Here is a 26,447-nt window from a genome sequence, read left to right on the forward strand (position 1 = left end):
TGATTTGTCTTTTATCACATCATTTTATTGAATATTTATCTTTATAAATATAAGGACAAGTTCTCTACTCTATAAATTTGGAGGCATTGTATTTATGTTAGAAAGAGAAAATAACGTAACTTTATGTATCGATGTAGGAACTACAAATATTAAATTCTTATACAAAAGTACCGATGAGAGAATTATCCGTTTCGATGAAGAAGTAACTATGTATTATGATGAAAAGGGAAATTCATTTCAAATTCCTGAAGAAATCTTAGAAACGATATTACATAACATTAGGCTGATGAATCAAAAATACGGTCAAATTGATAATATTGCTTTAAGTGTTCCTATGCATACGCTCATCATCGATCACAAGTTATGGTTGTGGTCAGATATTCGAAGTGCTACCTGGGTGGATACCTTTAATCAATCTGAACTAGCCTTAAAATTCTATAACTTGACAGGCACTCCGATTCATCCGATGTCTCCATTTTGTAAAATTGCTTATTTACAATCACTGAATAGAATCGAAAAAGCTCAAAGATTAATCGGTTTGAAAGAATATTTAATGAATGTGTTGACTGGGGAGTTTCTTATTGATTATTCTACGGCTTCGACTACTGGATTATTTAATCTACACACTTTAGATTGGAGCGACGAAGTACTGACTTTTTTGAAAATAAAGAGAGAACAATTAGGAAGGTTAGTGGATACAAATTTTCATGCTCCGATAAATTTAGTGTTAGCAACACAATTAGGCCTTTCGAAAGAAGTTAAGATCTTTGTAGGAGGCTGTGATGGTTGCTTGGCAAGTTTGGCAACTTTAATTAAATACCAAGAAAAGAATGTACTTACTATGGGAACAAGTGGCGCAGCCCGATCCGTCAAAGATGAAATAACTCTTTCTAATCAAGGGAGATATTTTTGTTATTATATGACTCCTAAACATTGGGTAATCGGCGGTCCGACAAATAATGGAGGAAATGTGATTCAGTGGTGGAGTAGGATTATTTACCGTGATTCAAAAGAAATTTATCAGCATTTAGATCGCATTAGCGAACGTCAAAATCTGAAAAATTTAAAAGTAAATCCTTATTTGTTTGGTGAAAGAGCTCCCTATTGGGATATCCATAAAACCGGCACTATTATGGGCTTATCTGCCTCATACGACGAAGATGATTTGAGTTATGCGATTATTGTAGGTGTTTTTAATAACCTTATTCAAATCGCTAATGATTTGAAAATAGAAGGAAATATTTTAGTCAATGGTGGAGTATTTAGAAATCCATATCTACGCAAAATATTTCAAGATTTGTGGCTAGATAATGTTGTTCTAGCGGAGAACTGTGAACCCTGTGATGGCTTATTGTATCTTGTAGAAAGTAAATACTGAAATTTTAGATGCTCATTCATAGTATACTAAGTTAAAATAAGGATCCCACTATAATGATTTATATAGTGGGATTGTTTTATTTATATGAAATAGTCTAGTTCCAGCTTATATTTTTTATGATTTGGTTAATTTGCTTGGTCATAGTGGTAATAAAATTTCAAGAGTTTAGTAATGTTTCTGAAAAACCCCTTCTAAAATCTATATAATTAACATGTTTTGACAATTACAGTCAATATAGAAAGTAAAGCCCAGTCTAAAAATATGTAAGCGGATTATTTTGGGCTCAAATAACCTTCTAGTTTAGAGTTGTGTCATTTATAGTATTAATAGGGGGAATTTCATTGATTAATAATGATATTATAAATAATTTGCCAATCTTTTCTAACTATAATGGACATTCTCTCTCTGATTTAGAGAAAGTCTTAAAAACTACGAAGAAAAGTATACTGCAGGATGTTGAAAAAATAAATGATGTATTGGCTTATTTTAACTATCCAGTGATTGAGATATGTGATAACAACTTATGGTTGCCTAATGTTTCCATAAAAGAATTATTTTCTAAAATGTCCCCCGAGTTGTCCCTATACTATTTTCAAGACGAACGAGTTTGGATGATTATACTATATATCTTTTTAGAGTATGATTTTATCTCTAACTATCATTTTCAAGAATTTTTGCGAGTAAGTAAAAACACAGTCTTATCGGATTTAAAAGAATTGAGAATCATATTAGAGAAATACAAAGTTGAATTAAAATATTCTCGCAAAGATGGATATTATTTTCTTGGAAAATCCATTCATATTCGACAAATACTTGAGACAGCCTTGAATGAAATCATGGCTTTTGAAAGTGGTAAATGGATCATACGGTACACATTTTATCGATGTCGACAAAATTTTGAGATTGATCCTATCATTCGATTTTTCCATTCGGTATCCCAAAAAGAAGAACTAAGTTTTATTGAGGAAAGAATCGAGACAACGGCATATTTAATTTTATTTCTTCAAACTGGGAAAATAGGTAGTAGTCCACAATATAGTGACAAAGAAATTAGAGAAATCGCTACCTCGCCAGTAATTCATATTGTAGAGGACTTTATGTCTATTTATCCCGAATTGGAGTGTGAAAAATACTTTATTGCCTCAAGATTATTGGGATGTATACAGGGAAATCTCTATTTGGATATTAATCCAAAAATAGTGGCCATTATGGAAGATATGATTGAGGTTGTTACTGCTAATACAGGAATTATATTTAATAATAATGAGCAATTTAGAATGAATTTATATAATCATTTGGCACCAGCATATTATCGATTAATGTTTGATATGAATTTAATCAATCCACTCAAAGACCAGATTATAGAGGAGTATAGTAGCTTATTCTATTTAGTGAAGAAGAGTATGTTTCCTTTAGCAAATGCCTTAAATAAAAATATCCCTGCAGATGAGATTGCCTACTTTACCATGCATTTTGGTGGATATATTACAGCCTATCAAAGTATTGAAAGTAATAGAAAGTTGACGGCGCTAACAATATGTCCTAAAGGAGTTTCTTCATCCCTTATCTTGACTTCAGAACTCCAGGCCATTATGCCAGAAATTAAATTTAATGGAATCCACCAGTTAGATAAAATAAAAGAGTTAGACTCATCTGAATATGACTTAATCTTTTCAACTGTGTATTTTGAAACCGAGAAGCCACTTTTCCTTGTCCAACCTTTTATGAATCCGGTAGAGAAGAGTCTACTGAAGAAAAAAGTCTACTCGGAGTTTCTAATTAGAACGGGACACAATGAACAAATAGAAGAGATTTTAACAATCGTTGGTAAACATGCTGAAGTAAAAGATGAATTACTATTAAAAGAAGCTTTATTTGATTATTTTTTTGATAAAACTAGAAGTGCCATTAATTGGGAGGGTGTTACGTTGAGCGATTTGCTTCAAAAAAGTTTAATTCAAAAGGTAGAGAAAGTAGCTGATTGGCAAGAGGGGATCCGTCTAGCTGCAAAGCCACTAGAACAACAAGGATATATAGAAGCCACATATATTGATGCGATGATTGATTCAATCAAAAAACTTGGCGCTTATATCGTGTTGGCTCCCCATGTAGCTGTACCTCATGCTTCGCCAAAGGAAGGTGTAAAGAGATTAGGCATGAGTTTGTTACAAATACAAGAACCGGTAAATTTCAACTTAGAACAAGATGAATACGATGAAGATCGCGAAGTTCATTTAATTTTTGTATTAGCTGCGATTGATTCAACGGCTCATTTAAGAGCTTTGCAACAGTTAGTAATGATTATAGAAGATGAAGAGACGATCGATAAATTGATCGCAGCAAATAGTTGTGAAGCCATCGAAGAAATAATAAATAAATCAATAAAACAGGAGGAGTCTTATGATTAAAATAGTAACAGTTTGTGGAAATGGAATTGGTTCGAGCTTGTTGTTAAAAATGAAGATAGAAAAAATTGCAAAAGACCATGGTTATGATGTTCAAGCAGAATCTTGTGATTCAAATGCTGCTGTAGGAAAAGACGCTGATTTATTCGTAACAGTTAAAGAGTTTAAAGATATCTTTCCTTCAGAAGCGAATGTCTGTATTGTTCCTAGTTATACTAACCGTCAGAAAATTGAGAACGAAATCTTACCTTATTTAGAAAAATTGAGCGTTTAAAAGCAAAAGGAGGATAAAGAAATGGTATTTTTAGATTTTTTGAAAGATATCTTAAGTGAGCCTGCATTCTTGATGGGATTGATCTCTTGTTTTGGTCTAATTGCATTGAAATCTCCAGCACATAAAATTCTTACGGGTACTTTAGGGCCCATTCTAGGTTATTTAATGTTATCAGCTGGAGCGGGTGTTATTGTCGCAAATTTAGACCCTTTGTCTCAAATGATTGAGACTGGATTCCATATTACAGGGGTCGTACCCAATAATGAAGCTGTTACATCAGTTGCTCAAGAAGTATTGGGTGTTGAAACCATGTCTATTTTAGTAGTAGGACTAATTTTTAATTTATTAATTGCACGATTTACTAAATATAAATATATATTTTTGACCGGTCATCATAGTTTTTTTATGGCTTGTTTATTGTCGGCCGTCTTAGGAGCATTAAATTTTAAAGGATTTGTTTTAATTCTTATTGGTGGATTTATCTTAGGTGCCTGGTCAGCAATTTCACCAGCCATTGGTCAGAAATATACACTGAAAGTAACAGATGGAGATGAAATTGCAATGGGCCATTTTGGTTCATTAGGTTATTATCTTTCTGCTTGGATAGGATCATTGGTAGGTTCTAATAGTTTAAATACCGAAGAAATTAAAGTATCCGAAAAATGGAATTTTCTCAGAAATACCACAATTTCAACTGCAATAATTATGGTGATTTTTTATATCATTGCTGCCATAGCTGCGGGTTCAGAATTCGTTACCAGCTTATCAGGCGGACAAAATTTTATTATCTTTGCGATTTTATCGGGATTAAAATTTGCAGTTGGGGTAGCGATTGTATACGCGGGGGTCAGAATGATTTTAGCGGATTTAATTCCAGCATTTGAAGGTGTAAGTACGAAACTAATTCCTAATGCAGTTCCTGCTGTGGATTGTGCCGTCTTTTTCCCTTATGCCCCTACTGCCGTTATTATTGGTTTCGCCTTTAGCTTTTTCGGCGGTGTGATTGGTATGTTGATTCTGGGAGCCATTGGAGGCGTCTTAATCATTCCAGGTATGGTACCACATTTCTTCTGTGGAGCAACCGCAGGTATCTTTGGGAATGCTACAGGCGGACGCAAAGGTGCTATTTTTGGTTCTTTTGTTAATGGATTATTGTTATCTTTTCTACCTGCTTTGCTCCTACCTGTTCTAGGGAATTTAGGTTTTAGCAATACAACCTTCGGTGATGTTGACTTTGGTGTTATCGGAATTATTTTAGGTCGACTAGGACAATTAGCTCAATCCATTGGAGTTTATGGCTTGATCGTAGTATTGATGCTAGTCCTAATAATTCCTTCTTTTACCAATAAGTCTGTAGATGCGATTAATAATCAACAATAGGAGGAGAAAATGGAAGAGCTAGCTATTAAGATTTTTTCTGATGGTGCAAATATTGATGAAATGATCGAAGATTTAAATGGCGGAATTGTTACTGGCTTTACTACCAATCCCAGCTTAATGAAAAAAGCTGGAGTTACTAGTTATCTAGATTTTGCTCAAAAAGTCTTAGCTCAAATTAAAGAATATCCGGTTTCGTTCGAGGTTTTTTCTGATGATATTTCGGTAATGAAAGAAGAGGCTTTGCGTTTATCTAGCTTGGGAGATAATGTCTATGTGAAGATTCCAATTACTAATTCAAAAGGGGAGAGTACTTTAACGCTCATTAAAGAACTATCAGAGAAGGGAATTAAGATAAACGTTACAGCAATATTTACCACTCAACAAGTAGCAGATACAGTAAAGGCACTTAGCAATCAGACACCGTCCATAGTTTCTGTGTTTGCAGGAAGAATTGCTGATACGGGGATCGATCCAGAACCCCTGATGAAAGAAGCTTTAAATATTTGTGCGGAGAAATCCTCGATTGAATTACTGTGGGCGAGTCCAAGGGAAGTTTTAAATGTCTATCAGGCCAATGATTTAGGGGTTCATATCATTACTTGTACACCTTCGATCATTAAAAAACTGTCTTTAAGAAATAAAGACTTAGAGGAATATTCATTGGAAACAGTACAAATGTTCTTAAAAGATAGTCAAAGCTTAGGTTTCTCAATTTTGTAGTTTCACTGGGCACACAAAAAAACGATAACTTTACTCATAATGAGAAAGTTATCGCTTTTTTGGTTTATTAAGATATCAACCTACGGTTTCCGACTTTTAATTAATCCAAGTCCGGCGATAATAGATAGGGCTGCGCCAGTGAAGATAAGGCTTGGATCTTGTTCACCGGTTTCTGGTAAGCTACCAGCAGCTTGGATATTTATATCAGAAGCATTTGAAATTTGAGGGAGACTGTTATCTTTTATTGTGGAAATATTTTCTTTTTCAGTATCATTTGTGGTTTTATCTGTGTCATCAATCTCTTGGTTGGCATCTGTATTTTTATCGGGAGCTTGATTATCTTTATCTCCGGATTGATCAGGGAGCTCAGGATCAATCTCCGGTTTCTCGGGTTGTGGAATCGTTGGGGTATTGTTTGCAATATCATTCTCAACTTGGTTGATCGAGCTAGGGTCCTTGACTAAATTCTTGACAATCGCTTCATATTCTTTAGGAATGGTGTAGGTGCTATCTGCTACCATGAGACGAATCGGGTTAGCGTAGAACCATAGATCACTGTAATTGCGATCGTTAATCCGGTTGAAATGCGCCATCATTTGTTTCTTGTATTCCTCGGTCGGATGACTCCAATCGTAGGTCGCTTCATTGGCAGACATTGGTTTCTTCAGTTCTTCATCGAGAAGTGGATTGCCATCTTGGTCGGTCTCTCCAGCTACACCAAGGCCATGATTGGTTCCTCGAAGACGCATATACATATCTTGATTAATAATGAAAGGAACTTTGATTGTGTGCCAACCGTCAGCATCTGCTTGAGACCAATTTGTCTGATCAAATCGTCTGGCAATCCGGGTGGTTGGGTTTTCTGCAGTAGTTTTGTCTGCCATTTCGCCAAAGATATTACCTACAATTAAATCAATATGGTCTAAAATGGGATGATTACTTACATTTGATCGGTGATCAGCAGAGAGGGGCTTATAATTATTCTTTTGTGTATCTTTGAAGCGAATGGTGAGGTTTGCCAAAGTGTCTTTAGCAACTTCAAGTGTACCGCCCATTTCAACCTTTTTGCCATCTGCTTCCACATAGAATTCTAAGCCAGAGATAAGATCGCCATAGACTGACCAAGAGTTTCCTATCTTTAATCCTTCAGAGATATCCTGGAAGGTGTTGCCTGAAACCTTAGTATAATTGCGGGAATATTCTGATGGCCAATAGCCTGAAGAGTAGATTCCATTCGACGAAATCTTAAAGTGGAAATCAGAATTTGCATAGTTGTAAAATTGACGACCTTCACCAAGCAGGGAATCCCAGACGCCTCCAACTTTGGCAATCATCAGGTCGGCGCCCCCATAGATATCTCGCATTTCACCACGGTCGCCTCCCATTTGATTTCCAGGCATCCCTTCTAAGCCAGCAACGATGTCGGGGGCAACGTTCAACATATCGCGAATATCTTCGACCCGAACTTCACCGCCCCCGCCATTGTGTCGGGAAGGGTGGTTGACTAAGAAGAATGAATGAGGGTAGTATTTTTGTAACCAACGGAGGCCATCATAAGCATTCGTCTTATCAGCCTTCACATTGTCTCTTGGCCCGAAGACTTCCAATTCATTATCCGTAAAAGCGGAAGTAGGAGTATCGTATGAATATAACCATTCGAAATGACGGATCGCATCCAGGGGTACTCGGTTAGTTGAATCTTCGATAATACCTACAGTAACATGGTCCAGGCCGAATAAGTCCCATTCAAAACCAGGATAGTAGATTTTACCGCTATATTTTCCTTGGGCTTTAAGCTCATTATATTTATCAATTTGAGATTGGATGGTTTTCCAGGTTGGCTTTTCATATCCGTTCCCATCTTTGACCAGCGGATCGCCATTAATATCGCGAGGAGATTTGCGGAAATGATCCTGCGACATATAATAATCGAAGGCTTGACCATAATCCAGGTTAGGATAAGCTTCTTCAGGTAATTGATCTAAATCTTCACGAAATCCTGCATTCAACACATTTTCTAAAGTCATATATTTCTCAGAGGCGTCGTTCGATTGATTGGTATGATTATGAAATTCACCGGTAACAATTCGTTCTTCGCTAGGAACGGTAGGGTCTTCAGCGAGTTGACCTTGGTCAGCAAGTTTAAGGGGGTCGGCATCGGCATTATAATAATCACCGGTATTTTCAACTTCGTTTTCACCATTCTCATTCACGGTAGTGTGAACCGATCCTTCAGGGGCCTGATCTATCATGGCTTGGACTTCTTCTACTGTCTTAGCTTCGACAGATTGGTTAGCCGTTAAGCCAACTAACGTCATTGATGATAATAGTAGACTTGCAGCAGTGATAGGAAATTTGCGCATTTCATTAACTCCTTTTTGGCTAGATTTACTTTCATTATAAGGGCTAATTTTTTAATTTATGTAAATTTGGAGTAGAGAAATGTAAAAGTTTTGTAAATTTCCCTAACGATTGTTATGGTTGATATGTTTGGGTTACAACCAGTCTATAGCAAAATATTTTCATGATAATTCTATGAAAACGTATTAAATTAACTTTGTGATGAAAACAACTAACTTTTTATGTTATAATCTACCAGTAAATTTTATGATGAGTTTTCATCAATGAGAGGATTTTTCTTATGGACTTATTGAATATTTTTGAGCAGACGCTGACCGACATGAATGTGGTCAGTGCCATTACTTCGACCGTCTTTGTTATTTTGGTCGGTTACTATTGTCGGAAGCGCGAGATTTTTTCTGAAGCAGTGAGCAAGATTTTGTCTAAGGTAGTCTTGACGGTTGCTTTACCTGCATTGGCTTTCAATGCTTTTATGAAACCAATCAATCAGGAACAACTCCAACAAGGAATGAGTGTGCTGATTTGGGGGATCTTGATTTACATCGTCTTAATCTTTGTGACAAAGATCTTCTATTTGAAGTATGAAGGCGATCGCAAGACCACGCTAGAAATCTTGACCATCTTTGGTTCAACGACTTTCTTCGGGATTCCAATTATTTCGGCGATTTATGGTGATGAAGGGGTAATCTATGCCAATATCTTTAATATTGGTTATCGTATCTTTTTATACTCTTATGGTTTCATTGCTATGTCTGGATTGAAAATGGATAAGAAGAATGTCAAAACCATGTTCTTAAATCCAATTGTCTTAGCGACCTTTGGTGGCTTATTCATCTGGCTCTTCCAAGACCAACTGCCACAAGTTCAGACTGCTGATGGAGCCGTGGCATTCTTGCGGATTGATGCGACCGCCCCTTGGTTATATAAACCTTTAGAATATTTGGCTAAATTATCTTCACCGTTAGCTTGGTTATCGATCGGGGCCACTTTGGGCAGTCTGAAGTTCTCACAAGCAGCTTCCAACCGCACAGCCTGGTATTATACGGTGATGAAAATTATCGCTGTGCCAGTGATTAACATTCTAGGCATTTATCTATTACATGGGACGGGGCTCTTACATTTCAATCCAACTAGCTTAGCAACCACAGTCATTATGATGGCAACCCCAACTGCTACCGTTGCAGCCGCTTATGCCATTAATTTTGATAAGGATGCTGTCTTAGCTTCCAATGCTTCTTTATTGTCAACCTTAGCCGCAGTAATCATGATTCCACTTTGGATTGTAATTTTAGAAATTATTAGTCAAACAGGCATATTATAGAAAGGGTGCGATAGAATGTTTAAGATTGCATGTTATGGTGTACGGGAGAATGAAGTTGAATTCTTCAATAAATTGAACAAATATGATTATGATTTGACTTTGTATTCAGAATATTTAAATCATGAGAATGTTGCCACAGCTGAAGGTCACGATGCAGTTCTACTTCGTGGTAATTGTATTGCTGATGCGCAAAATTTAGCTAAGTTCGAAGAATATGGGATTCAATATGTCTTTACGCGGACGGTTGGCTTTAATCATATCGATGTTGAAGAAGCTAAGCGTTTGGGTATGAAAGTAGCACGAGTTCCTGGTTATTCACCTAATGCCATTGCCGAATTGTCTCTCACTCTAGGGATGACCTTATTGCGCAATGTACAGTACACCGCACACAATACTTCAATCAATCAAGATTTCCGAGTAACCCCGCGGATGTTTAGTCGTGAAGTGCGGAATTGTACAGTAGGTGTTATTGGTACCGGTCGAATTGGATTAACCGAAGCCAAATTATTTAAAGGTTTAGGAGCCAAAGTCCTAGGTTATGATGTGTTTCAATCTGAGGCTGCTAAAGAAGTGGTTGAATTTGTGGAACTAGACGACCTATTAGCTCAATCAGATATTGTCTCGCTTCATGTCCCATTAATTAAAGGGGAAAATGAAGGCATGATCAATCGGGAATTTATCAGCAAAATGAAAGATGACGCGATTCTAATTAACACCGCCCGCGGCGAATTGCAAGATAACCAAGCGATTATTGATGCGATTAAGAACAATAAACTTTACGGTTTTGCTGCCGATGTGCTTCCTGGCGAAAGTGATGTCTTCTTCAAGAAATTTGATCAAGCTAACCCAGTCCCTCGTCAAGATGTGCTTGACTTGATGAATTTATACCCACGAGTCCTATTAACACCTCACGTTGGGTCTAATACGGATGAAGCTTTGACCAACATGATTGAGATTTCTTATGATAATTTCAACGATGTCTTAACTAAGGGAAGCTCAGAAAATGAATTATAAAATAAAAGCTTAATAAAAGCAGTAGGCTTTAAATTAAATGCGGAAAGACCCTCTAAAGTCGGATTTTCTAGTCCAACTTTAGGGGTCTCTTTTTGTTTACTGTTTATTTGATATATAGGTAAATGAATTAAAATAGAATGACTAACCATTCAATGTTACGAGTTTATGGTTGCCAACGTGAACCATAAATAGAAACGCATCAAAAAACCTGCCCGCCAAGCGAACAGGTTAACCACTCTTTGCAATAGAGGGTGGCTCTCAAACAAGTTAGCTACATCGATAAATTCAAGGACTAGACTTGAATTGTAGGTAAAGTTATGAACGTTATATTGTCAATAGGGATAATTCTTGGACGAGCTAACTTATTGTGAAAGTTTACCAGAAAATCATGCGATCAGCAGGTGCCATGTACATTGGATCGCCCTCTTGTACACCATAGGTTTCATAGAATTCTTCAAAGTTTTGCACTGGGATATTTGTCCGTGTTTCGGCTGGAGCATGTTCGTCAGTGACTAGTCTCATCTTACCAAATTCAGGACGAAGTTTAATGGCCCAGGTGCGAGCATAAGATTCAAAGAATTCTTTGTAGTTAGGATCTCCTTTACGTTTCAAACCTTCTAAAGCTACGGACATACCACCATTATCGGCAATATTCTCAGCTAAAGTTTGTTCACCGTCAACTTGGCCATCATAGATTTCATAGCCATCATATTGATCAATCATCACTTTAGTGCGGTCTTCATAGGCAGCGTAGTCTTCTTCAGTCCACCAGTTTTCGAATGCACCATCGGCATTGAATTCTGCACCACTTGGGTCGAAAGCGTGAGTCAGTTCGTGACCAACCACATTACCTACCCCACCGTAGTTTTGGCTATCTGTTTGATCTTTATCGTAGAATGGTGCTTGCAAGATACCTGCAGGTAAGCAAATTAAGTTTGAAGTTGAGCTATAATACGCATTGACAGCGAATGGTTCCATTCCCCATTGGTTTTCGGCCACAGGTTGGTCATAATCTTTCAAATCATTTACCACATCGACCTTATTAATTCCTTTAATACCATCAAAGAATGATTTTTCTGGGTCTACTTTATAGTCAGGGGTATTCTTATTATATTCATCACCATATCCGACCATAACATCCATCTTGTCTAATTTTTCGATGGCTTTTTTACGGGTTTCTGGGCTTAGCCATTCATTATTATTTAGGCGTTCTTTGTACATATCAATAATATCATAGGTAATATCTTCAACTTCTTTACGAGCTTCTTCACCGAAGTATTCTTTACCATAAGCATTACCGATAACATCATAGAATTGGTAGATAATTTCTTTGTAAGCGGCTTTATCTTGAGGTGTTGGTTCTTCAATACCACGTTGAGCCATTCCATATTCAGCTTGTAATAAACGAAGTTCTTCGGTTAAATATGGAGCAGCTGCGATGGCTTGTTTAACTAACATCCATGATTTCAATTCTTCAAAGTGTTCTTCACCCATCATATCAGCAAGACCACCAGAGAATGATTTATCATCGATATTAATCTTTTCAACTTTTGTACCGATAATATTTTCTAAAGCTGATAATAATTTGAAACTATCGGTCATGCCTTGTGCATCTTCCACAGAAATTGAGAAGATATTGTCACTATATTTAGGACGTTCTTCACTTGGCGTACGGTATTCAGCCATCAAAGCATCGAAATTAAGAGTATTTTCTAGATGTTTAGCTGCTTCTTCTTCGCTGTATCCCATAGCAACTAAGATTTTTTCGCCTGATTCACGGTAAACTTTAAGTAATTCAGGCGCATCTTCATTACCTTCATCATAATAAGAAGTATCTGGCAAGATTAAGCTACCAGATGCGATCATTAATTCATTGGTTTTAGGATCTTCCAAACCTGGTGAACTATACACATAGAAAGGTAATGGCAGGTCTTCTTCAATCCATTCACCTAAACGATCAGCTAAATCTTCAGCAGATTCTAGCGATTCAATCTTTTCTAAATATGGTTTAACCGGTTCAGCGCCTTCTTCTTCACGACGATCGAAATCATAGGCTAAATCATAGTAATTCATCATTTGTTGTTCTTCTTCGTTTTGAGGTTCAACTTTACCATCTTTAAGATCTCCTAAGATGGTCTTCAAACGTTCATCAACAATTTCATCTAATTCATCATTGACTCCGATAGCGACTTCGTCAGCAGCCATTTCCATATTATCTAAATATTCTTTATTGACAGCCTCAAAGAAATCTTCCTTATAATCTGGAATCTCAGTGCTCGCTTCTTCTTCTTGAGCTAGAACGATAGGACTTTGCCAAATAATTGGGGCGCTTTGTACGCCAACACCTAAGGCCAGAATTGCTACCATTGAAGCTCCAACAAAATTAAATTTCTTATGACTCATTCCATAACTCCTCTCGATAATTTCGTCTCAACCAAGAAAAATAGATACCCATATACCTACAACAATCCCTGATGGAAACGCTAACAAGAGTATAAGCTATAAATCCATAAACTGCAATGATAAGTCCTATAAGTAATAATTATATCCATATAGCTTTTAGCAATAGATTAACTTTTTCATTATAATTACCGGAAAATTTAATCCAAATATCATTTAGTGTCTATTTATCAGTAATTTGGGTCTAACTCAGAATATCTTGTTTAGGAATTCGTATATAAATCATATCATTATACATCTGCCTCTATCTGGTTTATAATATACTTATCAAATAAAGAGGGGGAATTACTCATGTCAGAAGAAAAGAAAAAAAGCTCAATGTTTGATAAAGTTTCTGGTTCAGTCAAAGAAACTGTCGGAAAAGTAACAGATAACGAAAAATTAAAAGCAGAAGGTGCTACTCAAAAAGCCAAAGGTAAAGCGAAAGAAGTTATCGAAGATGCTTCAAACGCAGCTAAAGGTTTTGTAGACGGACTTTCTGAAAAGAAATAAGTTAAAGTGAATGGACCAGTCCCTTGACGGGGCTGGTTTTTTTGATTTGTTTATTGAAAGTACTTTCTGAAAATATATTAATATTGAAAATCTAAACAATTTCCAATAAAATATTTGTAAGCGGTTGAGGTTATTTAGTTTGTTAAAGAAAAGGAGATTGAGATGGAAATTAAAGATAGCTTAGTGCCAGTAATCGAGTCGCTCTATCCTTCATTTACTGAGACAGAGAAAGTCATTGCTCAGTATTTTATTCAGCCGCCGACAGAGTCATCAGATTATTCTGCCAAATCTATCGCTCAAACTCTCCATGTTTCGGAAGCTTCACTGACTCGATTTGCCCAGAAGTGTGGCTATCAGGGTTATCGGGAATTTATCTTTGCATACCGACAGAAGGATCAACCCAATTATCAGAATAATGCGTTGGCGATTGAGAATGTTTTAAAGGATTATTCTGAAATTATTAATAAAACCTATAGTTTGATGAAGGAAGAACAACTGAAACATATTGCTCAACTCATCTCTGAAACGCAAAGAATATATATTTATGGAATTGGAAGTTCTGGTTACGCTGCCCAAGAGACGCGTTATCGCTTAATGCGTTTAGGATTGACGGTTGATGCGATTACTGATCCTGAAATGATGGCAATGAATCAAGTTGTACTGAATTCGACCTGTCTAGTCATTGGTTTTTCAATTTCTGGTGAGACTTTTTCTGTACTAAAATCGTTAAAACAAGCTGCTAGCCAAGGGGCCAAAACCCTATTGATTACTTCTAAAGCCAAACCGCTTTATGATGATCAAATTCAGGTGATTCTGAATTGTGCCAGTCTGGCGAATTTAAATTTTGGCAATCGAATCTCGCCCCAATTACCCATCTTGATGGTGATTGATATTATTTATGATTATATTATGGACCTCGACCGAGTCCAACGAGGAAAAGTTTTCCTAGATACTTTATTTGCGATAGAAAAAGGAGTGGATAATAAAGATGAATAAACAGGATTTTATAGATGTTATAAAAAAAGGTTTGATTGTGTCATGTCAGGCCTTGCCAGGAGAACCTCTATATATAGAAGAAGGTCAAGGTTTGATGCCTTATATGGCTCTGGCAGCTCAAGAAGCAGGAGCAGTTGCATTGCGAGCCAACTCAGTGCGTGATATTTTAGCCATTCGTCAGCAAGTAGATCTGCCGATGATTGGGATAATTAAACGTGATTATCCACCTCAAGAACCTTTTATTACGGCTACGATGAAAGAAGTAGACCAACTCATTGAAACTGGAGTTGAAGTGATTGCTTTAGATTGTACACAGCGACCCCGGTATGATGGTTTGAGCATTGAAGCATTTATCCAACAGATTAAAGCTAAATATCCTGACCAGTTATTTATGGCAGATATATCGACCTTTAATGAAGGCTTGGCAGCTTATCAAGCAGGTATTGATTTTGTTGGAACGACACTTTCTGGTTATACCAACTATAGTCGTCAATCAGATCAGCCTGACTTTGAATTGGTAAAAAATTTAGTGGCTGAAGGAATTCCCGTCATTGCTGAAGGAAAGATTCATTATCCTGAACAGGCGCGAAAAATGAAAGAACTCGGGGCGACTGGAATCGTTGTCGGTGGGGCGATTACTCGACCTAAAGAAATTGCTCAACGTTTTATTAAAGGATTAGAAGGATAAGGAGGAAAGCATATGTTTAAAAAATTCTCGAAGTTAGGCCAAGCGTTTATGCTCCCGATTGCAATTTTGCCGGTAGCAGGGCTATTACTCGGTCTGGGAGCTGCTTTATCAAATGATGCTGCTATTGCTGCCTTCCCCTTTTTAGGGGCAGAATGGATTCAGTCCGTATTTGCAGTAATGGCTGGAGCCGGGAATGCGGTCTTTGCCAATTTACCATTGATCTTCTCTATTGGTATTGCTGTGGGACTGGCTAAAGGTGACAAAGGAACTGCGGGTCTGTCGGCTGGAGTTGCTTTTCTAGTCTTTACAGCAACTATTAGTTCACTTTTGCAGTTGTATTCTGACGCTGACGCGACAATTGATACTGGTGTTCTTGGTGCTTTGGTCATTGGGTTGACGGTAACTTATTTACATAATCGCTATCGTAAAATTGAGCTACCACAATTTTTAGGTTTCTTTGGCGGATCACGATTTATTCCGATTGTTTCATCGTTATCAGCCATTGTATTAGGTAGTATCTTCTATTTAATCTGGCCCCCCATTCAAAATCTCTTAGTAGTCTTGGGTGAACAAATTGCTCGAATGGGTAGCTTGGGTTCTTTCCTATATGGATTTTTTTTACGGCTTACAGGAGCCGTAGGTTTACACCATACCATCTATCCATTATTCTGGTATACATCCTTAGGTGGGGTAGAAACGGTGGCGGGACAAACAGTTTCGGGTGCTCAAAATATCTATTTCGCTCAACTTGCGGATCCAAACTTTAGCGGATTGTTCACTTATGGAACGCGTTTTTTTGCTGGGCGTTTTGCTACAATGATGTTTGGTCTGCCTGCTGCATGTTTAGGGATGTATCATGCTATTCCTAAAGAAAATCGCAAAGCCAATGCCGGATTTTATATGTCTAGTGCACTCACCTCATTCTTAACTGGGATTACCGAACCGATTGAATTTTCTTTCTTATTTGCAGCACCTTGGTTATACGTCATTCACGCTTTCTTAGATGGTGTCTCTTTCTTGGTAGCCGATTTATTGCAAATCCGAATTGGTAATACTTTCTCTGGTGGACTGATTGACTTTACTATTTTTGGACCTTTGCAAGGTCAAGCGCAAACTCATTGGTTGCGCGTTCTGCCGGTCGGAATTATTTGGGCACTGGTTTATTATTTTATTTTTAGGTATTTAGTCAAACGATTCAAAGTAGCCGTACCTGGTATGGAGTTGAATGTGGGTGAATTTGAATCTGGAACCGAACAATCATCGACAGATTTAAGTCAAAGAGCTCAAGAAATCATTGCGGCTTTGGGTCAAGCAACAAATATTGAAAATGTAACTGCTTGTGCCACACGGCTGCGGGTATCCGTGGTGGACACCCAGCAAGTTGATAAGACTAAGTTGAAACAACTTGGAGCTACGGCAGTTGTCGACGTTGCTAATGGAATTCAAGCAGTCTTCGGTGGCAAGTCAGATTTATATAGCCAGGAAATTAATCAAATCCTTGGTCATGAAGAATAGAATTTATTGACCAGTCCCTTGACGGGGCTGGTTTTTTAATTCGCTTTAATAGGGTTGGCAGTAGATGCATGTTATAATTTCAATAGAAAGGGTGAGACGTATGCCATGGAATATGCAAGATTATCCGCCATCGTTTAAGAATTTCGAAACCTTAGAGCGGAAGAAGATGATTGATATTGCCAATGCCCTCTTAGCCAATGGTTACGATGAAGATCGGGCCATCCCCATTGCCATTGCTGAAGGAAAGAAGTGGTTTGCCAAGGCGACTGATAAAGAATTGAAGGAGCTTAAAGCAGAAGCGAATCCTTCTAAAAGAGATAAACATGACCGTGATTCGACCAATCCTGATTTATTAGATGAAGATGTTGAAGTTTATTTTGAAGATGACCAGTGGAAAGTTAAGACTAAGAAAGCGAAAAGAGCTTCTGACAGTTTTGCTAGTAAGGCTGAGGCGATTAAACGGGCTAAAGAAATAGCTAAGAATAAAGAATCTAAAGTGGTACCTTATACCAAAGAAGGCAAGAAACAAAATGAAAAATAAGTTTTAGGATGAGTGTTGAAGTCATGAGATGTCAGTGTTTAGTGGTCACCATGAATTAGAGAAGACAAAAATGAATCTGAATGATTATCACCTCCTATCCTTTGGAAGAAGGCCGATAAAATAGAAACACAAATAGCCGAATATTTACCGATGAAATTTCCCCATTGATTCAGCCCAATTGTCTGGCAAGTTTTAGCTAGACAATTATGGATCGCATTACTTTAGGGGAAACATAGACCTATAAAGGTCGGGTCGCCGGTAAATATTCGGTTTGTCTATTTTCTAAACACCAAAAAGTCTGGCTTTCGGGCTAGCACTATTCTAATCTAATACAGTGTTTTATGATAGAGATAAATTGTTCGGCCCTTGGTGTCAATCTGGCAGTCAAACTGCTGATAGCCCAGAGGCTCGTATAAACCTTGATGTTGAGTGTTAATATATAAGTCTTGCTGATTCTGGGCTTTGGCGTGGAGCTCGACTAAGTGAACGAGGTCTCGACTTAAGCCGCGTTGACGGAAACTAGGCTCAACATAGACAGTAGCAATACAAGGACAAATGGCTGGATCGGCAATAATATCTTGTTCGACATAAGCGGCGAAGGCCACCAGTTGGTCTTTTTTATTAGCATCGGGGCTATCTTGACTTAATATGAAGTAATAATCGGAGGGCGCCATCGATTGCTGACGCAAAATATCGGCTACATAAGTTCCAGCTGGCCAATCGATGGCTTCAATAGCTACTAACAAATGAGAAGGTACTGAATCTCCTTTTCGAATAATATATAGCATTAGCATTCCTTTCTATGGTCAATTTGTCATTTCTAAGGATGAATCCTTTTATCCAACAGATTTGCACAAATTATTCATCAGAGCTTATTCTTTAACTAGATTCTCAGTCAATAGCGGATTTGGTAAAAATCTTGGTTAAATCATACCCAAGACAACATATCTATAGAAAAGCATAGCTTTACGCTATAATAGAATCAAGGAAAACGGATGTTTGACAGAGAGGAGGGATTAAATGAAGATACCAGCGATTAACTTTGAAGAATTAAATTTTATAACCATTTTGATTCGCTGTTTGATGGCCATGATTCTGGGTGGTTTAATTGGTTTTGAGCGTGGTTTAAATAATCAACCGGCCGGGATGCGAACTTATATCCTCGTCAGTGTCACTTCAGCCATGGTAATGATGACCAATCAATTTGTCGCCAAATTCTATCCAGGAGTGGATCCGAGTCGGATGGGTGCTCAAGTGGTCAGTGGTATCGGCTTTCTTGGCGCTGGGATGATTCTGATTACCAATCGCGATAAGGTCAAAGGATTAACCACAGCAGCCGGTTTGTGGTCGTCAGCCTGTTTAGGTTTAGCGGTGGGCATTGGTTTCTATGAGGTCGCCTTAGTGGTTGCGATCATATTGATTATCACTCTCGTCTATTTGCAAAAGGTTAAACATCGACTTAAAGATCGATCGCCTTATGAACAATTTATTCTCCAAACCCAAGACATAGATAGTTTTAATCAAGCCATCGCCTTTATCAATGACTCTCTGATTACGATTAATAAAATACGACCCTGTTCGACGCATAAGTCGGATCAGGCTTATCTCATCGAGTTAGAATTTCCGCTAGAAGTCAATGTAGAAAAATTTATCAGCGAATTTAATCAACTTAAAGGGAGTCAATTATTATTTGAGGATGGACCTTCGAAATAGCATTAAATCACCATTTATAGCCCTGTCAAAAAAGTTTGACAGGGAATTTTTGACGAAAAAATGGCCTTGTCTAAAAGATTTGATAGACATCGATCAATAAAATGAATACAGTAGAGACACAAGGAGGAATTGCGATGACAATAGGTCAGCAATTAAAGACTGCTCGCATGCAAGCAGGTATGACCCAAGAAGAGATTTCAGAAGCCTTAGATGTTAGTCGGCAGACGATTTCTAATTGGGAGAATGATAAGTGTTATCCCGATGTACGAACGGTCATTGAATTAAGTGAACTGTATCAGTTGAGTCTGGATGCCTTGTTGAAGAAGAATAAAGAATTTGTTCAACATATTGATGACAATACCAATGTGGTTAAAAGCAACCGAAAACTTATCAAAGCGATTGTAATCAACATTTTACTAATTTTAATAGTTTTACTGATTAATTATTTCTTACCCCTGAAGATTTATGGCTTAGTTACCATTTTTATCTTGGCTCTATGTATGACTGGTTTCATTTATTTTGAACTCATTCGTCGACTTTAAGGAGGGAAAAGAATGGATACGCGCTTAATAATATTTGTTTGTGGTCTGGCGATTTGTGTATTCGGAGGAATTCAATTAGCACGAATGATCTATCGACTCACGGTGATGGATGCCAAGGCTCGGCACTTACCTTATCCACGATTTTGGGGCATCTTCAATCTCGGTGGTAATAATGGCGGCGGCAACATTTTGTTATATTTACTAGGTCGGCGTCAGTTTCCGATTAAAGATGAAAGCATCATTGATCCAGAAAAAGTTCAGCATTATAAGCAGAGAGCGCGCTTAGCTTTAGCCTTCCATTTAATTGGAGCGGTCATTTTGATCATCGGTTTTTTCTGGTATTTCAACTGAATCACTGAGAAAGTCCTAGCAATATCAATCCATTTCTATGATATAATGAGAGTAAAATGAGAGAGGAAGGATATCATGGAAGGATATAATCAAGTTAAAGAAGCCTTGGATAAACTCGACATTCCTTTTGAGATTGTCGAACATCCTCCTGCTTTAACCACGGAGCAAGCCGATCAATTTATTGAGGGGGTTGAAGGGGTCCGGACCAAGACCATGTTTCTAACCAATAAAAAGAAGACGGCCTATTACCTCTTAATTATGGATGATAGCAAACAACTTGACATGAATCATTTCAAAGAATTAGTTCAAGCCAATAAAATCCGTATGGCTTCTGAAGATAGTCTTTTCGAGAAAATGGCCTTACCTGCTGGTGTGGTTTCTCCCTTTGGTTTATTGAATAATCAGGAGAAGGATATTCAAGTTTATTTTGACCAAGAAATTGTTGATGAAGAACGAATGAGTTTCCATCCTAATACCAATGAGAAGACACTTTTCCTGAAAACCACCGATCTATTTAAATTCTTGAAAGCGATTGGTTTCGATTATACCATTTTGTCCATCTAGTGAAGCCACTAAACCGCTAGGCTAAGATATTAAAACTAGCGCAGGCTGAAGCTTTTTTAATCAGTATTTGATTGGATCTCGATTTAACTTTCACATATAGAAAATTATAGAACCAATAAAATTGATCTACTCACTCATCCTTAGCAATTTAGTCTAGGGATAGGGGTAGTTTTTTTATTTTGCTTTATCGAGGGCTCATTAAAAAATTGAAAGATAAAGTATGATTAAGGATAATGGTTATCATTCAATTATATAATTGAATGACCAAGACTTTTCTGTTATACTATACTCAATTAAATAATTGAATGAGAAGGTGTTCCAAATGACCATGCCGGTATGCCAAGAGTTTCAAAATCATCCCGACCGGGTAAAACAAGTTCGCCAAGAATTAGAAAGTTTACCCTTAGATAAAGTTACCAATTTTCTTAAAGCGATTGCCGAAGATAATCGGACTAAGATTGTCACGGCTCTCAGTCGTTACCCAGAATTATGTGTCTGTGATATTGCCAATATTTTGGGCATTAGCCAAGCCAATGCTTCCAGTCACCTGCGCAAGTTATATAAAGTAGGGGTGATTAAGGATCGAAAAGAAGGCAAACAAGTTTACTATTCTTTAGAAGATGAACATGTTCAAGCAATTATCAATAAGACGATTGAACATATGGAGGAAGATTAATGAATGCAAGCGAACGTACTTATCAATTAATGAATTTAGATTGTGCAAATTGTGCGCGGAAATTTGAAGAGAATTTATTGAAATTAGATTCAGTTTCTCAAGCTTCGGTTAATTTTGCAGCGACCAAGGTTCGGATTAGCGGAACCGCCAGCATTGAAGAAATCGAACAAGCTGGAGCTTTCGATAATATTAAAGTAGCGCGCCCAGATCAGACGACATCTTCGCAGCCTATTATATTTAAGAAAGAGAATCTGCCAGCTTTCTTAGCTGCTTTGATCATGGTCTTAACCTTCGTATTGGGCTATTTCAATCCTGGTCAAAAAGACTTGATCGAATATGGCTATATCTTAGCGATTGTTGTCGGTGGCTGGGACCTCTTTAGAACCGGTCTGCGGAATTTATTTCAACTCGAATTTGATATGAACACCTTAATGACCGTGGCTATTATTGGCGCTGTTTCCATCCATCAATGGGCCGAGGGAGCAATGGTCGTTGTTCTTTTTGCCATCAGTGAAGCCTTAGAAAGTTACTCAACCGACAAGGCCCGTCATTCATTGGCTAGCCTAATCTCATTGGCACCAAATCAAGCCTGGGTGATTGAAGATAATCAAGAGATTGTAAAAGATGTCAGTCAAATCCAGCTAAACCAGATTATTCGAATTAAACCAGGCGATCGGGTAGCTCTGGATGGAGAAGTTATCAAAGGCAGTACAAGTATTAATCAAGCAACGATCACTGGAGAAAGCATGCCAGTGGTCAAAGAACTTGGTGATACCGTCTATGCGGGGACCTTTAATGAAGAAGGTGTGATTGATGTCTGCGTCACTAAACTAGCTGAAGATACCACCTTGGCTCATATTATCAATTTAGTAGAAGAAGCTCAGGAAGAAAAAGCTGGCGTCCAATCTGTCATCGATCGTTTCGCTAAATATTACACGCCAGCCATTATGGTCATCGCGGCTTTGGTGATGCTTATTCCACCCTTATTCTTCAATCTCTCTTGGTCTCATTGGTTCTATCAAGGACTCGCTGTGTTAATTATTGGTTGTCCTTGTGCTTTGGTGATTTCTACACCGGTAGCGATTTTAACCGCCATTGGGACAGCAGCCAAAGAGGGTATTCTAATTAAAGGGGGACGCCATTTAGAGAACCTGGCCAAGATTCGTACCATTGCCTTTGATAAGACAGGAACCCTGACGCAAGGTCAAACACAATTGAATCAGACCATTGCTTTAGTGGACCAACCTCGTTACGAAATTTTAATCGCTTTAGAGAGCCGGGCTAACCACCCCTTAGCTAAGGCTATCGTAGAAGGTCTATCCAACAAATTAGATAACAAAAAAATGGTCGATCTTGAAGCATTTCAGTCCATCACTGGAAAGGGTCTAAAGGGGATTTATCAAGGAAAGACTTATTATGTGGGTCAACCCATTCTTTGGCAGAATCATCTTGATTCAATCGATAAAAGGATTAGCGAACAGTTGACCGAATTACAAGAAGAGGGTCAGACGGTGGTTTTATTCGGTAATCTGCAGGAAATTCAATTAATTTTAGCCGTAGCTGATCAGGTTCGTGATCAGGCTGCTGAATCTATTGGCTATTTGAATGATTTAGGTTTAACTTCATGGATGTTAACGGGAGATAATCTGGCCACAGCCCAGGCCATGGGACAATTAGTAGGGATTGAAGAGATTAAGGCTTCTTTGTTACCAGAGGACAAATTAGCTGTCATTCGTCAACTAGGTTCTCAAGCTCCGATTGCGATGGTCGGTGATGGCGTGAATGATGCGCCCGCTTTAGCTGCGGCGAATATTGGGATAGCGATGGGTGGAACCGGCACCGATACAGCCTTAGAAACGGCAGATATTGTATTAATGTCAGATAATCTTCTACAAGTTCCGGCAACGGTCAAACTGAGTCAACGAACCTTACGGATTATAAAAGAAAATATTATCTTTTCACTCGGGTTAAAATTGATTGCCCTCTTATTAGTCATTCCTGGCTGGCTGACCTTGTGGTTAGCTGTCTTCGCTGATATCGGTGCCACCTTATTAGTTACCTTAAACAGTATGCGTCTGCTTAAATCGTCGGTATATCATTCATCAACAAAAAACGCCAAGATGAATAAAATCTAGCTAAAGAAAAAAGAGGAAAACATACTCGCTGGTATGTTTTCCTCTTTTTCAGCTGATGATTAATGTTCTTCAGTTAATTTCTTAAACAGGCTAAGGGCAGCTAATAAGATAAGCATAGCTAAACCATGAATAAGATTTAAGGATGAAGCTTCCCCTGTTTCAGGCAATTTTTGACTTTGTCCATCTGTCGTTGTCTTTTCTTCTGTTTTTTGCTTCATTTTCTGATCAGTCTGACTGTTTTGGGTTGCATCTTCTTTCATAACTTCTGTAGTGGTTTGACTGTTAGCTTCTGCTTGGCTGTTCATCTTTTGTGTTTCTTTTATAGATTTTGTCTTTGCGTCGATTGAAGCATTTGACTCAGGCGTTTTTTGTCCATCGTTTGGTTGATGAGGAGCAGGTGAAGCATTCTTATCTGAGTTAGATTGGGAATCTTTCGCAGCAGAATCTGTTTGTTTGTCTTTTTCTTTAGCATCGGGCGCTTGATTATTTTGATCTTGCTGATCTTGCTCTTCTTTTACTGAATCATCTTGGTTTGGTTTGGATTGGTCTTTCTCTTGATCGGGTTTTGCTGAATCTTCTGAGTCTGAATTATTTTGTTCATCTTCAGTCATGTATTCAGGCAATTCAATCGATAGCGTCTTTGGTCCGCCTAAGTCATAACGGAAAGTATAACCAATATTTGTTCCGTCTACTTCAATTCCATAGTTAACTTCTTTCTTTAAGCCGTCGCTTTCAAGCAAGGTAAGTTGTCCATCTTCTTCCAGAGTTTTGCTGAAGCTTTGGTCGGATTTAAGATCGCGGAAAGTTAGGCGGGTTCCTTTAGCTAATTTCTTGCCGTCTTGATAATGAAGTTCAAGCTCAACTTGTAGCGGATCTTTGGCACCGACTAAAGGAAGATATACTCGATAGCTTTGATCTGCTTCAGCTGTTAGGGAAGTAATGTTTTCCTGTCCGTCAACCGATACTTGATATTCTTGACCAAGAATGAGCCCATCTTCTTCGTTGAAAGATAAATCTCCGGCAGATTCGATAGTTTTAGTAATCTTTTGGTCTTGATGACTGAGACTTACTTTGCGACCAATTTCAACAGGAAGACCGTTGGTATAGCGTAAGATTAAATAAATTTGGCTGACTTCCTTGGCTTTAGCATAGTCAGGTACCACAACAGCTAGCTCTTTTTCACCACCAAGGTCATAGCGGAAAGTCGAACCAATGTTCGTTCCATCGACACTGATTCCATAATTTACTTCTTTCTTTAAGCCATCTGCTTCGGTAAGTAGTAAGACCCCTTCTTCAGTTATGTTCTTAGTGAATTGGCTACCATCTTTTAAATTGGTCAAGGTAATGGGTGTTCCCACCGGTAGTGAGCTACCATCTTGATAAGATAATTGTAAGATCAGTAGTAAAGGATCTACTGCTCCCGGAAGTGGTAGTGAAATCACATGTTCCTGATCCCCTTGACTAGTAAAGCTAAAAACATTGGCCTGTTGGTTAACGCTCACCTGATAAGTTTGTCCAGTTTCCAAGCCATCGGAAGGTAAGAATTGTACGTAGCCATTGGCATCGGTCATTCTTTCCATTTGATGGATGCCATTGCTCAAGCGAACTAGGCTACCTTCGTCTACTGGCAGTCCATTGCTATAAACAATTCTAAGTTGGGCACTACTGCTTTCACCGATATGGATGATTAAATCTTCTTCACCATTATTGTCAGTGTTTGTGCCACCGCCGTAGTCTTCTACCCCAGCATTCTGCGGAGCATCGATCTCTTCGGCCAAAACCAGTGAACTCGATTCACTTGAAATAGCTAGTAACAAAGTACTTGCGGCCAGCCAACGATAAAATTTCTTCTTTAACATCAAATTCCTCCTAAAAAGTAACTATTACTATTAGAGTATAATTATTTGATAGATTATTGTCAATATTAATTTTTCAAAAGATGCTTATATAATACTTTACAGATAGTTAGAAGTTCTCAGTTATCTCATTTATACTTTAATTAAGTAATAACAAATTAAGTTGAAGGAGGAGAAATCATGACGACTAATCCTAGAGATCGATATAAGGCGGATGGTTTTCCTGAGCAATCCAGTAAATCTCCTGCGCTACAAAGTGAAATGACCCCGCTGCCAGATTGCGGAGAGCAATCTTATCAAGGTCAACAACGCCTTTCAGGACGTAAAGCCTTAATCACTGGTGGAGATTCTGGAATCGGCCGGGCGGTGGCCATTGCTTTCGTTCGTGAGGGTGCTCAAGTTTGTGTCCAATATTTACCAGGAGAAGAGGAAGATGCTGAATCGTTACAAGATTTATTGAGTCAAGATGGCTATTCCATTGAAATAATCGCTGCTGATTTTTGTCAGCCAGGAGAAGGCCGGCGAGTGGTGAAAGAAGCTTTTACAGTCCTCGGCCATTTAGATATTTTAGTTTTGAATGCTGCCCAGCAATTTGCTGTCGCTTCCTTAAGTGATTTGTCGCTAGCACAAGTCGAACAGACTTTCCAAGTTAATTTCTTTACGATGATTGAGATGATTAAAGAAGCTGAACCCAATTTAGCACCGGGAGCAAGTATTATTACAACCAGCTCTGTGCAAGCATTTAATCCAAGTACTCAACTTTTAGATTATGCGGCGACAAAGGCTGCAATCAGCAACTTAACAATCAATCTGTCCCAATATTTTGCTGAGAAAGGAATTCGGGTCAATGGGGTGGCCCCTGGTCCAATTTGGACACCGCTCCAATTGGATGCCGGACAACTTCCTGGGGCACTGAAGGACTTCGGCCAAAATAGTTTACTCGGCCGAGCGGGTCAACCGGTCGAATTGGCTGATGTTTATGTATTCCTAGCTTCTGAACAAGCTTCCTATGTGACCGGACAGATTTACGGCGTCACAGGTGGTCAGAATATTAATCTTTAATTG

23 protein-coding genes are annotated in these 26,447 nt (G+C 38.2%); 19 read left to right on the forward strand and 4 right to left on the reverse strand.

Going from position 1 to position 26,447, the window contains the following annotated elements; all coding sequences use genetic code 11:
• The first annotated feature begins 94 nt into the window (after positions 1 to 94).
• From BMX34_RS04305 to BMX34_RS04325, 5 genes are all read left to right on the forward strand, one after another.
• Positions 95 to 1,378: an FGGY family carbohydrate kinase gene (locus BMX34_RS04305; protein WP_092571166.1), complete on the forward strand. Its 1,284-nt coding sequence runs from the start codon at positions 95 to 97 to the stop codon at positions 1,376 to 1,378.
• A 341-nt stretch (positions 1,379 to 1,719) separates the two neighbouring features.
• Positions 1,720 to 3,786, forward strand: coding sequence for a BglG family transcription antiterminator (locus BMX34_RS04310; protein WP_092571168.1), 2,067 nt, complete (start codon positions 1,720 to 1,722; stop codon positions 3,784 to 3,786).
• The gene (locus tag BMX34_RS04315; protein WP_092571170.1) at positions 3,779 to 4,057 is read left to right on the forward strand and encodes a PTS sugar transporter subunit IIB; all 279 of its coding nucleotides are present in this window, start codon (positions 3,779 to 3,781) and stop codon (positions 4,055 to 4,057) included. Before BMX34_RS04310 ends, BMX34_RS04315 begins: the two co-directional genes overlap by 8 nt.
• 21 nt (positions 4,058 to 4,078) lie before the next feature.
• Positions 4,079 to 5,437 (forward strand): PTS ascorbate transporter subunit IIC, encoded by a 1,359-nt coding sequence (locus BMX34_RS04320; protein WP_092571173.1) that lies wholly within the window; start codon positions 4,079 to 4,081, stop codon positions 5,435 to 5,437.
• 9 nt (positions 5,438 to 5,446) lie between these two features.
• Positions 5,447 to 6,157, forward strand: a complete 711-nt coding sequence (locus BMX34_RS04325) for a transaldolase (protein WP_092571175.1) — start codon at positions 5,447 to 5,449, stop codon at positions 6,155 to 6,157.
• Between the two features lie 80 nt (positions 6,158 to 6,237).
• Here BMX34_RS04325 and BMX34_RS04330 read toward each other — a convergent pair whose 3' ends face one another.
• A complete protein-coding gene (locus tag BMX34_RS04330) occupies positions 6,238 to 8,520 on the reverse strand; it encodes an LPXTG cell wall anchor domain-containing protein (RefSeq protein ID WP_092571177.1) in 2,283 nt (760 codons plus the stop codon).
• Positions 8,521 to 8,798: 278 nt separating this feature from the next.
• Between BMX34_RS04330 and BMX34_RS04335 the strand changes: the two genes are divergently transcribed.
• Both BMX34_RS04335 and BMX34_RS04340 read left to right on the forward strand, forming a co-directional pair.
• On the forward strand, positions 8,799 to 9,839 hold the full coding sequence (locus BMX34_RS04335; RefSeq protein WP_092571179.1) for an AEC family transporter: 1,041 nt from the start codon (positions 8,799 to 8,801) through the stop codon (positions 9,837 to 9,839).
• 15 nt (positions 9,840 to 9,854) lie between these two features.
• Positions 9,855 to 10,853 carry a 2-hydroxyacid dehydrogenase gene (locus BMX34_RS04340; RefSeq protein WP_092571181.1) on the forward strand — a complete coding sequence of 333 codons (999 nt, stop codon included), beginning with the start codon at positions 9,855 to 9,857 and terminating at the stop codon, positions 10,851 to 10,853.
• A gap of 375 nt (positions 10,854 to 11,228) precedes the next feature.
• Here the strand turns inward: BMX34_RS04340 and BMX34_RS04345 are convergent, their stop codons facing one another.
• Positions 11,229 to 13,256, reverse strand: coding sequence for a M13-type metalloendopeptidase (locus tag BMX34_RS04345; RefSeq protein WP_092571183.1), 2,028 nt, complete (start codon positions 13,254 to 13,256; stop codon positions 11,229 to 11,231).
• A gap of 348 nt (positions 13,257 to 13,604) precedes the next feature.
• Between BMX34_RS04345 and BMX34_RS04350 the strand changes: the two genes are divergently transcribed.
• The 5 genes from BMX34_RS04350 to BMX34_RS04370 all read left to right on the forward strand — a co-directional run bounded on the left by BMX34_RS04350 (position 13,605) and on the right by BMX34_RS04370 (position 17,545).
• A complete protein-coding gene (locus BMX34_RS04350) occupies positions 13,605 to 13,805 on the forward strand; it encodes a CsbD family protein (protein ID WP_092571185.1) in 201 nt (66 codons plus the stop codon).
• Positions 13,806 to 13,967: 162 nt separating this feature from the next.
• Positions 13,968 to 14,801, forward strand: a complete 834-nt coding sequence (locus tag BMX34_RS04355) for a MurR/RpiR family transcriptional regulator (protein WP_092571187.1) — start codon at positions 13,968 to 13,970, stop codon at positions 14,799 to 14,801.
• A complete protein-coding gene (locus tag BMX34_RS04360; RefSeq protein WP_092571189.1) occupies positions 14,794 to 15,489 on the forward strand; it encodes an N-acetylmannosamine-6-phosphate 2-epimerase in 696 nt (231 codons plus the stop codon). The genes BMX34_RS04355 and BMX34_RS04360 overlap by 8 nt, the downstream gene beginning before the upstream one ends.
• A 12-nt stretch (positions 15,490 to 15,501) precedes the next feature.
• Positions 15,502 to 17,004 carry a PTS transporter subunit EIIC gene (locus tag BMX34_RS04365; RefSeq protein WP_092571191.1) on the forward strand — a complete coding sequence of 501 codons (1,503 nt, stop codon included), beginning with the start codon at positions 15,502 to 15,504 and terminating at the stop codon, positions 17,002 to 17,004.
• Positions 17,005 to 17,104: 100 nt separating this feature from the next.
• Positions 17,105 to 17,545: a DUF2188 domain-containing protein gene (locus BMX34_RS04370; RefSeq protein ID WP_092571193.1), complete on the forward strand. Its 441-nt coding sequence runs from the start codon at positions 17,105 to 17,107 to the stop codon at positions 17,543 to 17,545.
• Between the two features lie 326 nt (positions 17,546 to 17,871).
• Here the strand turns inward: BMX34_RS04370 and BMX34_RS04375 are convergent, their stop codons facing one another.
• Complete coding sequence (locus BMX34_RS04375; RefSeq protein ID WP_159428847.1) at positions 17,872 to 18,333, reverse strand: GNAT family N-acetyltransferase; 462 nt, start codon at positions 18,331 to 18,333, stop codon at positions 17,872 to 17,874.
• 232 nt (positions 18,334 to 18,565) lie between these two features.
• On the opposite strand from BMX34_RS04375, the gene BMX34_RS04380 reads away from it, so the two are divergent.
• The 6 genes from BMX34_RS04380 to BMX34_RS04405 all read left to right on the forward strand — a co-directional run bounded on the left by BMX34_RS04380 (position 18,566) and on the right by BMX34_RS04405 (position 23,526).
• Positions 18,566 to 19,258 (forward strand): MgtC/SapB family protein, encoded by a 693-nt coding sequence (locus BMX34_RS04380; RefSeq protein ID WP_092571206.1) that lies wholly within the window; start codon positions 18,566 to 18,568, stop codon positions 19,256 to 19,258.
• A 134-nt stretch (positions 19,259 to 19,392) separates the two neighbouring features.
• Positions 19,393 to 19,800, forward strand: coding sequence for a helix-turn-helix domain-containing protein (locus BMX34_RS04385; RefSeq protein WP_092571209.1), 408 nt, complete (start codon positions 19,393 to 19,395; stop codon positions 19,798 to 19,800).
• A gap of 12 nt (positions 19,801 to 19,812) precedes the next feature.
• Positions 19,813 to 20,151: a hypothetical protein gene (locus BMX34_RS04390; RefSeq protein ID WP_092571211.1), complete on the forward strand. Its 339-nt coding sequence runs from the start codon at positions 19,813 to 19,815 to the stop codon at positions 20,149 to 20,151.
• 75 nt (positions 20,152 to 20,226) lie between these two features.
• On the forward strand, positions 20,227 to 20,715 hold the full coding sequence (locus tag BMX34_RS04395; protein WP_092571213.1) for a prolyl-tRNA synthetase associated domain-containing protein: 489 nt from the start codon (positions 20,227 to 20,229) through the stop codon (positions 20,713 to 20,715).
• A gap of 322 nt (positions 20,716 to 21,037) precedes the next feature.
• Positions 21,038 to 21,391, forward strand: a complete 354-nt coding sequence (locus BMX34_RS04400) for an ArsR/SmtB family transcription factor (RefSeq protein ID WP_092571215.1) — start codon at positions 21,038 to 21,040, stop codon at positions 21,389 to 21,391.
• Positions 21,391 to 23,526 carry a heavy metal translocating P-type ATPase gene (locus BMX34_RS04405; RefSeq protein WP_092571218.1) on the forward strand — a complete coding sequence of 712 codons (2,136 nt, stop codon included), beginning with the start codon at positions 21,391 to 21,393 and terminating at the stop codon, positions 23,524 to 23,526. The genes BMX34_RS04400 and BMX34_RS04405 overlap by 1 nt, the downstream gene beginning before the upstream one ends.
• Positions 23,527 to 23,585: 59 nt before the next feature.
• Here the strand turns inward: BMX34_RS04405 and BMX34_RS04410 are convergent, their stop codons facing one another.
• Positions 23,586 to 25,385, reverse strand: coding sequence for a hypothetical protein (locus BMX34_RS04410; RefSeq protein WP_092571220.1), 1,800 nt, complete (start codon positions 25,383 to 25,385; stop codon positions 23,586 to 23,588).
• A gap of 177 nt (positions 25,386 to 25,562) precedes the next feature.
• On the opposite strand from BMX34_RS04410, the gene BMX34_RS04415 reads away from it, so the two are divergent.
• Positions 25,563 to 26,444 carry an SDR family oxidoreductase gene (locus BMX34_RS04415; RefSeq protein WP_092571222.1) on the forward strand — a complete coding sequence of 294 codons (882 nt, stop codon included), beginning with the start codon at positions 25,563 to 25,565 and terminating at the stop codon, positions 26,442 to 26,444.
• The last annotated feature ends 3 nt before the right edge of the window (positions 26,445 to 26,447 follow it).

The sequence above is a fragment of the Ignavigranum ruoffiae genome (assembly GCF_900110675.1).
Lineage (GTDB): Bacteria > Bacillota > Bacilli > Lactobacillales > Aerococcaceae > Ignavigranum > Ignavigranum ruoffiae.